Here is an 11841-nt window from a genome sequence, read left to right as displayed (position 1 = left end):
GTTCTTACATAGTCTAACGAACCTGGCACGTCTTATTGGGCGAATATGCAGCAGTGTAGTATTCTAACGAATCGTAGCCACGTTATTGCTTCTATTGGTAGGTTTTTATGAAGCAAATCGGAGGTTTTGTCTGTAATCCCCATACACACCACCCGCACCATACGTTCCGCACATTACCACCTAAGTTACTACTGAGGCGTATACGCCTCTTCAAAACATCCGTCTACAATTCCGCAGATGCCTGCTTCAGCAATCCCGCCAGCCATTCATAATCGGGTATATCTTTTTCCTTGAGCTTGATCGTTTTGCGTTCTTCCGGGCCTTCGAAGATCCCATCGGGTAGATCAAGTCCAGTTGCATGAAAGATGGTGAAGGACATGGCTTGTTTGGATGGCGAGATGACCGCAGCGTACTTTCCGTTTTTCAAAAAATGAGGTTTCTTGTATTGTACGCGTTCTTGTACGTCAGGGATGGTATCATGCACTAACTGGCGCAATTGTTCAGCGACTTCTACTTGCCAGGGGATCTGAATCTGTTCAATAAACGCAGTGACTTCTGCATTCTTGGTCATGCTTGTTCACCCTCCGTATGGATCTGATTGTGTGTTTCCCATTCTGGTCTTAGGATTCCCATCATCAAGCGGTCGTAACGCTTACCATCACGATATACAGCTGAGCGTGCCCGACCTTCCAACTGAAAACCAACCTTCTCATAGGAACGGATTGCTTTGGCATTGTAGGCGATGACATCGAGGCCAACCCGGTCCAGATTCATTTCATGGAATGCATATCGTAAAATAAGATTCAACGCTTCCGTACCATACCCCTTGTTGCGATGTTCGGCCAGTCCGATGCCAATGGCAAGCTGTCCGCAGCGGTTGTTCCATTCAATGCTATGAATGACGACAAAACCAATCAGCATATCCTCTTCATGCGTGCGAAGTCTGAAGTAAACTTCCTTGTTCTTCGTTTCGCCCTCATCTTCCAACTGTCTCTCTGAATAGGGAATGGCCAGATCAGTATCCACATTCCGAAGGTACTCCGGGTCTTCGTTCCATTGCAGCATGGTCTGCACGTCTTCAGAGCGTGGTGGCGTCATCTTTAATCGTTTGCTATAAAACAGGTTGTCCGTTGTTAGTGTCATAGGGGTCTCCTTTAAATTAAGTTAAGCTTGCTTCACCTTAGTTCCACGTTTAACTCTATGTATATTTCGCAATAGACCTCGCCCCTTTGGCATATGATAGCCTCATCATACTGGAAATTACAGGTGAATCACAATAGCGTATTTTAGTGGATAAAAGTAACCTCTTGTCATAAAACCTGACACGGTAGTAAGATGAAATGATTGATATACATTCAGTGATAGAACCAATAAAAATGTCGGCGGGAGTGGTACGTTTTGGAGATTAAAGTGGATGATTTGAGTGGAGTACAGGTTAAGGCATTAATCGCTGAGCACTTGCAAGGGATGGCAGCCGATTCGCCTCCAGAGAGTATTCATGCGTTGAATCTGGATGGACTCAAGAAGCCCGAAATTACATTCTGGTGTGCTTGGGAAGGAGACGACTTGCTCGGCTGCGGGGCTATCAAAGAACTTGATCCAGAGCATGCAGAGTTGAAATCGATGCGTACCGCTTCGGCTCATCTGAGAAAAGGCGTCGCGAAAACAATTTTGGCTCATATTATGGAGGTTGCCACAGACCGTGGTTATAAGCGAATCAGTCTGGAAACGGGCTCAATGGATTCATTTATCCCGGCACGGAAGCTGTACGAAGATTTCGGATTCGAATATTGCGAACCATTCGCAGATTATATATTGGACCCGAACAGCACGTTTATGACGAAAAAAATCTAAAGTGATCTACATGAGAAACCAGATTTCTGTTTTTTACAGGATGCTGGTTTTTTTATTTTGCAACATATCGTACATATTAAAAGTTGGAAAAAGAGTAGAATAAGCTCAATGACGCAACATGGACCACGCTATGAAAAGGGTGGAGGTAGTCTTGCATGATATATTGGTGGTTTGATCATATGAATCCGCTGTTTGCCGTATTGATATTATGTCCCATCATTGCTGTGGTGCTTGGAGTATGCAGTTATTTTGCCAAATGGTTTAGACTCTGGGGAGCGCTGATTATTTCTTTTATGCTGCCTTTGTTGTATATCGCGAGTGATCTTTCAACAATGGGTAGTAACATAGGCGCTTGGTTCATCTATGGGGCAGTGTACAGTTTGCTCAGCTGGATTGTACATAGATTGCTTCATGCGATTGTGGGGTATAAAACATAGGTTATGTCCATATATGTTTGGGATGAATTGGCCATAAGGAACTTCTGGGCTGATTGATGGACAATAGGGTATACTGGACATTATGTCTATGAAACAAGACAGCATTACAGACGTTTTTTACATCAGGAGGACTTGAATTGGCTCAGACAGAAGGAACACTACAGAAGAAGCTTAAACCAAGACACATCAGTTTTATGGCTATGGGTGGTGTAATTGGAACAGGAATTTTCAAAGGCAGTGCAGAGACGATTGGACTCGCTGGTCCGGGCGTTATTGTCACGTACATTTTTGCTGGATTATTGCTGCTGGTTGTTATGGCCGCGATGGCGGAGATGGCTACGGTGTACAAGAACAAAAATATGAAAGACTTCGTGCAGGAAGCATTCGGTAGCAGAGTATCCTTTGTTATGGGATGGATGTACTGCTTTCTATGGTTATCGGTGTGTGTCATTGAGGTGATTGCTGCCGGGAGCTTTTTGCAGTATTGGTTCAGTGAAGTACCGCTGTGGACGCTGAGTCTGGCTTGTGCGGCGTTCATTATACTGGTTAATCTTTTGAGTGTAGGTGTGTTCGGGGAATTTGAGTTTTGGCTGGCCGGGATCAAAATTGCCATGATCATTATTTTTATCTTCCTGGGTGCAGGGTTGATCTTTGGCATTATCCCAAGTGACAACACGCCATATCTGCAAAATTACACGCAAGCGGGAGGGTTCTTCCCGAACGGTTGGTCATCGATCTTCTCGGCACTGCTTGTGGTCATGTTCTCTTATGGGGGATCGGAGCTGATTGGTCTGACCCTGACCGAGACGGAAAATGCAGAAAAAGTGATGCCCAAAATCGTGGGCAATTTTATGCTCAGAATTATTCTGTTCTTCACCTTGCCGATTCTCATCATCTGTGGTCTCATCCCATGGAATGAGATTGGGCCGGAGAGCAGTCCGTTTGTACAGGTGCTTGCCTCCACAGGACTGCCGGGAGCAGCACACATAATGAACTTTATTTTGGTGACGGCAGTTCTTTCTGCTGCGAATTCAGGGATCTATGGTGCATCCCGGATGATGCACTCCATGGCAGTGGGCGGGGAAGCTCCGAAGGCATTGTCAAAGACGAATCGCAACGGTAGCCCTGTTAACACACTTCTGGTGTGCTCAGTAGTTTTGCTCGGAGGTTCCTTGCTTGGCCTGTTCGCGCAGGATCAACTGTTCCGCGTATTGCTCGCAGTTCCAGGGTTTGTCGTAATCCTTGTGTGGATCTGTATTGCCTCATCACAGTTGAAACTGCGGAAGAGATATCCGGTTCAACCGACCTTCAAAGTTTGGGGATTCCCTTATATAACTGGAGTCGTGGTACTATGTCTCAGTGTGATTGCGGTGATGTTTGTGTTTGATGAGGGTAATCGGTTCAGCATTAGCATCTGTCTTGCCGTGCTTGCGTTGCTGATTATCTGGTCCCTGATTCGATTCAGAAGGACGAATGGACAAACAGTTTAGTATGGATGGGTAGTATGCAAATATAGAACAACATGACATCTCGGCGCTTGCGCCGGGGTGTTTTTTTGTATGCACTAAAGGAACGATCTTATTTCGGAACTGGAAGATCTGTTTTTGTTATATCTGGGACAAATTAGGGGTAATACGAACTAGATAAATAAACCGACAGTCTCTACGAAATGATCTGTGTTCACTTTATAATAAAAGCCCATCTGTACATATAAAACTTATAGCATTCTAAACAACAAATATTCGTATAACAACGAAATATATTTAGAACGAGGTCTCACATGACAACAATAAAAGTAACACCTGAACAGTTGATATCTGTTTCGAAACAATTTGCAGCAGCTCAGAATCAGGTTTTTCAGATGAATAACATCTTGAAACAACATTTATTCGAAATCGAAAGGCAGTGGGATGGTAGCACGAAGGAAAGGTTTTATATTGATTTTATGGTTGTGCAGCGGGTGATGGATGACTTTGTTTCACTATCCTTATCCATCGCCAAGGAGCTCGAAGGGCATGCGGAAAAATTCAGACTTGCTGATCAGGAAGCTGTACAATCCTATGATGTGAATTGCGTACCACCACCGCCGGATGAATGCAGGGCACCATTAGCCGATACACGTAATGCTTTTCAGAAGTCTGCTGACAGTTTAGTCGAATTGGGACAAGCCTTTATGCAATCTGCGGATGATCGATATCAAAAGCGTTATGATAGTGTAGGTGGATTTCTGGATTATTGGACATTTGGTATTCCAAGTGGTCTTGTTCAGGGGTATGTAGACAGGGCGGATAAAGCATTCAACTCTCCGAATGATGCTGCCAACTGGCTCACGTTTGGTATCCATGGAACGATACGGGAAGCCACCTTTCCGACCAATGCCTGGTCCAGTGAACACTGGGCGAATATGATTGGGTTGGGAGGTCTAATGGTTGGAGGGGGTTATGCTTCCACGATGATCAAGCCGCATAATCTTCTGACTTCGTCAGGAGGCGGTGCGAAGATTAATTCATTCAATCGTCCGCCTGGTACAGGGCAGTTAACAGGTGGCTTTAATGGACTTCAAGATCAACGCCTTCGAGTTCTAGATAACATTGCTGAGAGTAAAAAGGCGAGAGAATCCTCTAAGTTTTCCGAATATCTGGGCAAGGAAAAAGAGGTTGGGACACGCTTAGATAATAGTAAAGATATGTTCAGAAAAGGTATAGATGATCCATTAAAAGAAGTTCTTGGCCCTGGTAGGGAATCTCATCCCGAGAAATGGAAAGAAATTATTGATAACTTGGAATCAAACGGTGTCGAAGTCATTCATAGAGGCGAGGATATGGCGTATTCTCCAAAAAAAGGGGGACCTGGACAGTTAATTATAAATGAGGATGCATCCATAGGGGCGCTTTTACACGAATACACACATTATCTAGACGATATGAACAAAGGTTTTCCGGGAATGAGTTATCATTTTCAGACTATGAATCGTGTTAAAATGGAATTAAATGCATACATGAGAGAAATAAAAATAGCTGATGAATTAGGTCGAAATGATATTGCAAATGCTCTGTTTGAAAATTATGTAAGAGAAAGGCAGACCCTTACGAGTCATTTGAAATAAAATTTAATGGGGGGTAGAAATATGAATTTAATAAAGAAAATTGAAGAAGGACAATGTTCAATTGATGAGTTGCAACTTTTATTAAATGAATCAAATCCAATAGTCTTGTATCATGTAATGACTTATATAGGCAAAGAAAAATTGGGGTCAACTGGTATAAATGAAAAACTGGAGGAACTTACATCGAGAAGAGGGCCATCAGATAAATTATTAGGTTATTATAAAGTCGGAGATTTAGCCATAGCTACACTCATCAAATTGGACAAAAAAACAGATGAAATAGCTATTTTTAAATCAATGGATGATTTTGATAAAAAAATGATATTTAACTTGATTGAAGAGTTAGAATGGTAAATCAAGTTACAGAATAAAGATAATTATCAATCTTTGAACATACTCTAATGCTTGCATTGGAGTTTTTTTGTTCCATCCAACAAAGCTATCACATCCATGATAGCGTTTTTATGTTAACCCAATATTTTCTTGCCTAATTCGACATATTCGTTTACTATTTTCCCATACATAGTGCTTCAAGCATGCGTTTTTTGGGTAGCGCCTAGTCAAAAAGGCTTGGGTTCACGGGAGAGGAAGAGGAGCGGATGATTGGTTTTTTTAGAAAACGTTTGGTGGTGCGCATTGTTGCAGTAGTTACGCTGGTCATTATGATTATAGCCGTTGGAAGCATGCTGTTACAGGTGGCCAATATGAAACTAGCTGCGCAGGAGGCCATTTCGAGTTACAACATCCAGATTGCTCAGAGTTATGTGAATCAGCTGGATACAGCATCTTATGCCGAGTTTGCCAAGGACCCCAAGGAGAATGACGAATTCGTGAAGATTCGTGATGAATTGGATGACTTTCGCGTAAGCATTGGTGCAATGTATGTGTATTTCGTCAAAATAGATGACAAAGGTACGCCACTTATTATGGTGGACGGCATGAAGGATACAGATAAAGCCTCGCCTATTAATGAAGTAACGGATGTCCCTCAAGAGGCTGTGCAGAAGCTGTTGCAGGGGCAAACAGCCAGTTCTTCGATTATTAACAATGAGGAGTACGGCGACTATATTTCCTCTTACGCTCCCATGCTGGATAGTAATGGCGCTGTAACAGGTGTAATTGGTATCGATACGGCGGTATCGGTCATCGGAAGCATTGAATCGGATATTATGAAATCGAGTATTCCCTTCTATGCCTTATTGCTACTAATTACACTTATAGGCATTGCTGTTGTCATGTGGTTTATCGTAAGAGGACTGCGACCACTTCAACCGCTGAAGGCGAGTGTGGAAAAAATGGCACAGGGTGAGCTTGCAGAAGCGAATCAAATTTTGACGTCATATCGTTTGCGGAGTGAAGATGAGATTGGAACCACATATCAAGCGATGATACATATGTCCGGTAACTTGAATAAGATTGTGAGTAACATGGTTGAAGGCGTAGCAGTAACCACAGATATTTTATCGGAATCAACGAAGGAATTTAATCGCAGTACCGAAGAGATGCTTGAGATGGGCAAGACGGTTGATCAATCTGTCGAACAGATTAGGCAGGGTGCACATACGCAGAAGCAGGGTGCAAGCGATAGCGCGCATGCGATGGAAGAGATTGCAAAAGGCATAACGGATATTTCCGAATCCTCGATGGTTGTATCGGATGCGGCAACAAGTGCGCTTTCTACGGCGGAGTCCGGTAAACAGAGCATGACACTGATGAAAACACAGATGGAGAGCATCTCAAATGTCTCAAGTGAAGTTGTAGCGATGGTCCAGGTGCTGAACAATTACTCCCAGGAAATTGGTGGTGCCCTGCACACGGTTCGTGATTTTGCGAGTCAGACGAAGCTGCTTGCGCTTAATGCATCCATAGAGGCAGCACATGCAGGAGAACACGGCAAAGGTTTTGCGGTTGTGGCGGATGAAGTTCGGAAGCTTGCTGAGGCCTCAAGCACATCCATGGAACGGATCTCCGACTTGTTGCTTCGTATTCAACAAGAATCACAGCAGATTGGCTCACAGATGGGGGTTACTGCAACCGAGATTGGACAAGGTGTTACGATTACCGCAGAAGCGGAGCAAGCTTTCGCTCATGTAGTTGATGCGTTCCAACTGGTGACCAGCCGCATTCAGGAAGTCTCCGCTGCGGCAGAGGAAATCTCGGCAGGATCGGAAGAGGCTGCAGCCTCCGTCAATACGATCTCGCAGATATCAGCTGGTGTGTCGGATCATTCGGATGAAATCTATCGCTTGATGCGTGAACAATCGGCCATGTTCAACAGGGTGGCGCAGACCTCCACAATGCTGGAGCAGCAGACGAACGAGATGAGTGAAGCCGTACGTAAAGTTAAAGTATAGTTTGAGTAAGGTGTAGTAATAGTAACGCAAAAAGTAGTTAGAAAAGTGTTCCGCTCTTGGAGAAGTTGGTGTTCATCCCAAACTTCCTTCAAAGGGTGGAGCACTTTTTTAGATCTAAACTTTTAAATGATCCAGCTCTATCGCCTGTCTGAAGCGTTGGGCGAATCGTTCTGCGGCTACGGCGGCCTCCTTGGACTCCGTCTGTACGAAGCCAATTTGCATTTTGGGTTGATCGATTCCAGCGATCTCCACCATCTTCACCAGACCTTCTTTCCATAAGAGGTTTTGGTGAAAGGAAAAGTCGTGACCAATGGTGGCGGCAATATCGTTTCTTAACACCATGTTGATGGCTTCTGAATTATTTGTTTTAAACAGAATGGACAGAGGTCCATGATCATAGGTGAATTCCTTGATGAAGTCTTCGATGAAACCATCTCGATAGAGTGCCAGCTTGTGTTCTTTTAATTGATCAGGTGATACACGGCTGTGCTTGGCAAGTTCAGACAGGTGATGCGTACCAACTACCAGCTTACCCGAGTACATGGGACTGAAGTGAAGTCCATCGAATTCCCGCAATTGTTTGGCATAGATCGCGATAAAGCCCAGATGGGTTTTGTTATTGCGAATATCCTCGATAATTTCCATGGACCCTTTCTCTTCAATGGAGATGTTAAGTTGCGGGTGCTCACGCTTCATATCCGCAGCAGACTGGACAAGATAGGGCATGACACTTGGAAAAGTAGCCACATGAAGCTCTCCGCTAAGAGAGGAGGCTTCTGCGTTCAGGGATTTCAATTCATCAATCCGCTGTAAAATGTCCAGTGCCTTGGCAATGAATTGTTTGCCTTCGGGAGTGGGATGAGTTCCCTGCCGCGAGCGTTCGAACAGGATGATACCCAATTCTTTCTCCAGACGATGAACCGATTGGCTGATCGCCGATTGTGTGACATGCAGATGCTCCGAGGCGGCGGAGAATGATTGCGTCTTTGCAATTTCAACGACATATTCGAGCTGTTCCAGATTCATGATTTCATCTCCGTTTAGCATTAATACAACTAATGTTAACATTAGTATCTATAAATATGAATAATACATGAACAGCGATATAATATATAGACAAGCGTTATAGTTTTTTACTATATAAGTAGAACCTTTCTTTTACACCAGAAACGCAGAGTGCAGAACCAATCTGAAGAAGCAGAGCGTGCGCCTTTATCACCGTATTTTTCCCTTGGATCAAGGGAGTGAAGAAAATCTGGGGATAAGAGCGATCGAAAGATGGTACTGCAACCAGCGTAATTAGGTGTAACATGTCTAGTTCAACTTATATAGACAATCATATAAAGGGGATGAACTTCATGAAAGCAGCAGTATGGTATGCCCATAAAGACGTGCGTGTGGAAGAACGGGAGGTTCCGGTTGCTCAAGCGGGTCAGGTCAAAATTAAAGTGGAATATGCGGGGATCTGCGGCAGTGACTTGCATGCTTATCATCATGGTGTGGGGATTCAAGAAGGCGAGAATCATCCGCTCTCAGGACAGAAAGCACCGCTGACACTGGGTCATGAATTTGCAGGAACCGTGAGTGAATTGGGAAGCAATGTAAGCGGTATCAGTGTAGGGGATCGAGTTGTGGTAGAGCCATTGTACCATTGTGGAAAATGCGAGTACTGTATCCAGGGGCGCTATAACCAATGTGCTCAATTTGGATTCGTTGGACTGAATGGTGATGGTGGTTTTGCGGAGTATGTTGTTGTTGAAGCATACATGGTTCATCCTATACCGGATAACGTATCTTTCGAAGAAGGCGCGCTCGTAGAGCCTACGGCAGTAGCCTTTCACGCGGTTCGTCACAGCAAGCTGAAAGTGGGGAACAAAGTAGCCGTATATGGAGCAGGTCCAATTGGATTATTGACCATTCTGTCTGCCAAAGCTGCAGGAGCCTCTGAGATCTATGCAGTTGATGTATTTGAGGAACGTCTGGACTTGGCAGCCAAGCTGGGAGCGATTCCGGTGAACAGTGCCAAAGTTAATGCAACAGAGGTGATCTTGCAACAATCGGGTGGCATTGATGTGGCTTATGAAGCAGCGGGTGTACAACCAACGATGGATAGCGCCATTGCGGTTGTCAAAAAAGGTGGAGAAGTTGTTGTCATCGCTGCGATACCAAATCCGCTTCAAGTGAACTTCTTCGATCTTCTGGTCAAAGAAGCGAATCTAACGGCAACGCTGGCATATCGCCACATTTTCCCTGAAGTGATTTCATTGATTGCAGAAGGGTCGCTCGATGTGAAACAGGTCATCACCAAGAAAATTAAACTGGACGACATCGTGCAGGAAGGACTTGAGCTGTTGATGAGCGACAAGAGCCATGCGAAGATTTTGGTGGAGATTGGCGGCTAAAAAATCAATAGCGATGTATCATTTCAAATGCTAATTGATCATCTATAAACGTAAAAAAGACCGTTCATGAAGATGATCGGTCTTTTTTACATTTCATTCTCTGTTCGCTGATCCCGGGTGGCTGTTACCCAACACTAGGAATCATAACGGTAACAGATCGCCTTGCCCCCGCCACTCTCGGAGCTGAATTCCTCATCCTCTGTAAATCCAAAACGCTCATATAAACGGATGGCATTGACCATCTGACCGCCCGTATATAAGTACACCGTATTTTTGCCCATTTCTTTGGCAGAATCTACGCATTGCTGGAGCAATACTCTGGCAATCCCGTGACCTCTCCATTTTGGATCAACACCCAACAGCCGAATAAACGGATAATCGATTGGCAATTCAAAGTTTGGATAAGCCTTGCGCGCTGTTTCGAATAATTGGACTGTACCGACAATCTGATCATCAATCTTCGCGATCCATAATTGTGTCAGGTACGGATTAACCACAGACTCTCGAATGTCTTTCAGGTAGGCTTCCCATCGTTCATTTTGTTCAAAAGTCTCCCGATACTCGGCATAACTTGCAACAAGGATATCTACAATCTCTGGATGGTCTGCTTCTGTGGCAGGATGAATCGTAACGGCAGCCGTTGTCATCTTATAATTCCCCTTCTCTTATGGGTTAAGTATGGAATATAGTTTTCTTGCATTTTACCATAACGGATTCAATCCGATTCATTCAAATTTTCTATAGGTAACTCAGTCATTTCTATTGATCAAAGCATATCAGCGATTGAGCTGTGTGGAATACAGATGATTGCGATATTCGGTTGGCGTATTGCCTTCGTACTGCTTGAACATGCGCAGAAACAGCTTGTAGTCGGAGAAGCCGCACTGTCCGGCAATTTCTTTTACACTGGCATTGGTGTTCAGCAGCAATTGTTTTGCCCGGCGAATACGTTCTGTGAGGATATAAGTTTTGAGTCCAGTACCTTTCTCGCGTTTCACCATTTTGGAGATATAGTCTTTATTAAAATTAAAATTTTCCGCAATCTGACTCACCGTGATGTTTGTATGCAGATGAATATCGACCCACTTGCAGATATGGTCCACAATTGCATTGTGCGGGCGATAATCCGCCTCTATATTCCGCTCCAGTTCTCTGAACAACAATAACAAAGCAGCGTTGGCTTCCTCGGGTGAGAAGGATGACACATGCAGCAATTGCTTGAATAACTGATTGGCCATGGAAGGCACCTGAATGGTGGCATGTGTCCTAAACTGGTTGAATTCTGCCGACATGGCATCATAGTGAACCCAGTAAAAGCTGACGGGGGCGTCGCTGATCTGGTAGCCATAGTGGGTGCGACCAGCGCGCAGAAACAACAGATCGTTGGCACGAACTACATATTGTTCCTCTTCTTCCGCGATGTACATCTCACCTTCCAGCATCAAAATAATCTCATGCACAGGCATGCTGCGTCTCATGTGGCTCCAGTTGCCTTCGGATATGAACTTGCCGCACAGGTAATGCTCCAGTGGCTTTTGCATAGGACGGATTTATCCACCTTTTCTTGGATTATGAGTCTGATGTAATTGTATTTTATTTGATAATATGAGGATATTCAAGCTCTAAAGTGGATTGATGAGTATTAGTCATATGGAACAGAACACGGATTTTACCCCTCAAGAATGAAT

At 44.2% G+C, this 11841-nt stretch carries 12 protein-coding genes; 7 read left to right on the top strand and 5 right to left on the bottom strand.

Annotation, left to right across the window (positions count from 1 at the left end; translation table 11 throughout):
- Nucleotides 1-223: 223 nt before the first annotated feature.
- Complete coding sequence (locus tag BLS69_RS19105) at nucleotides 224-571, bottom strand: DUF1801 domain-containing protein (RefSeq protein WP_091034600.1); 348 nt, start codon at nucleotides 569-571, stop codon at nucleotides 224-226.
- Nucleotides 568-1143, bottom strand: a complete 576-nt coding sequence (locus BLS69_RS19100) for a GNAT family N-acetyltransferase (protein WP_176872787.1) — start codon at nucleotides 1141-1143, stop codon at nucleotides 568-570. The genes BLS69_RS19105 and BLS69_RS19100 overlap by 4 nt, the downstream gene beginning before the upstream one ends.
- 255 nt (nucleotides 1144-1398) lie before the next feature.
- Here BLS69_RS19100 and BLS69_RS19095 point away from each other — a divergent pair, with 255 nt between their 5' ends.
- From BLS69_RS19095 to BLS69_RS19070, 6 genes are all read left to right on the top strand, one after another.
- Nucleotides 1399-1854: a GNAT family N-acetyltransferase gene (locus tag BLS69_RS19095; protein WP_091034597.1), complete on the top strand. Its 456-nt coding sequence runs from the start codon at nucleotides 1399-1401 to the stop codon at nucleotides 1852-1854.
- A 155-nt stretch (nucleotides 1855-2009) separates the two neighbouring features.
- Complete coding sequence (locus BLS69_RS19090) at nucleotides 2010-2291, top strand: hypothetical protein (protein ID WP_091034594.1); 282 nt, start codon at nucleotides 2010-2012, stop codon at nucleotides 2289-2291.
- Between the two features lie 137 nt (nucleotides 2292-2428).
- On the top strand, nucleotides 2429-3781 hold the full coding sequence (locus tag BLS69_RS19085; protein WP_143023596.1) for an amino acid permease: 1353 nt from the start codon (nucleotides 2429-2431) through the stop codon (nucleotides 3779-3781).
- Nucleotides 3782-4071: 290 nt separating this feature from the next.
- Nucleotides 4072-5397, top strand: a complete 1326-nt coding sequence (locus BLS69_RS19080; RefSeq protein WP_091034592.1) for a WXG100 family type VII secretion target — start codon at nucleotides 4072-4074, stop codon at nucleotides 5395-5397.
- A 21-nt stretch (nucleotides 5398-5418) separates the two neighbouring features.
- Entirely contained in the window at nucleotides 5419-5751 is a 333-nt protein-coding gene (locus BLS69_RS19075) for a hypothetical protein (protein ID WP_091034589.1), read from the top strand.
- Nucleotides 5752-5996: 245 nt separating this feature from the next.
- Nucleotides 5997-7751: a methyl-accepting chemotaxis protein gene (locus BLS69_RS19070; protein WP_091034586.1), complete on the top strand. Its 1755-nt coding sequence runs from the start codon at nucleotides 5997-5999 to the stop codon at nucleotides 7749-7751.
- A 114-nt stretch (nucleotides 7752-7865) separates the two neighbouring features.
- Here BLS69_RS19070 and BLS69_RS19065 read toward each other — a convergent pair whose 3' ends face one another.
- Nucleotides 7866-8777: a LysR family transcriptional regulator gene (locus BLS69_RS19065; protein WP_091034584.1), complete on the bottom strand. Its 912-nt coding sequence runs from the start codon at nucleotides 8775-8777 to the stop codon at nucleotides 7866-7868.
- Between the two features lie 332 nt (nucleotides 8778-9109).
- On the opposite strand from BLS69_RS19065, the gene BLS69_RS19060 reads away from it, so the two are divergent.
- Nucleotides 9110-10153, top strand: a complete 1044-nt coding sequence (locus BLS69_RS19060; protein WP_091034582.1) for a 2,3-butanediol dehydrogenase — start codon at nucleotides 9110-9112, stop codon at nucleotides 10151-10153.
- A gap of 134 nt (nucleotides 10154-10287) precedes the next feature.
- On the opposite strand, the gene BLS69_RS19055 is transcribed toward BLS69_RS19060, so the two are convergent.
- Nucleotides 10288-10800: a GNAT family N-acetyltransferase gene (locus tag BLS69_RS19055; RefSeq protein ID WP_091034581.1), complete on the bottom strand. Its 513-nt coding sequence runs from the start codon at nucleotides 10798-10800 to the stop codon at nucleotides 10288-10290.
- A gap of 129 nt (nucleotides 10801-10929) precedes the next feature.
- Nucleotides 10930-11694, bottom strand: coding sequence for a helix-turn-helix transcriptional regulator (locus BLS69_RS19050; protein ID WP_143023595.1), 765 nt, complete (start codon nucleotides 11692-11694; stop codon nucleotides 10930-10932).
- Nucleotides 11695-11841 lie beyond the last annotated feature (147 nt).

The organism is Paenibacillus sp. CF095, from assembly GCF_900101225.1.
In the GTDB taxonomy this organism is placed as follows: Bacteria; Bacillota; Bacilli; order Paenibacillales; family Paenibacillaceae; genus Paenibacillus.
This window is presented reverse-complemented; position numbering and strand designations above follow the sequence as displayed.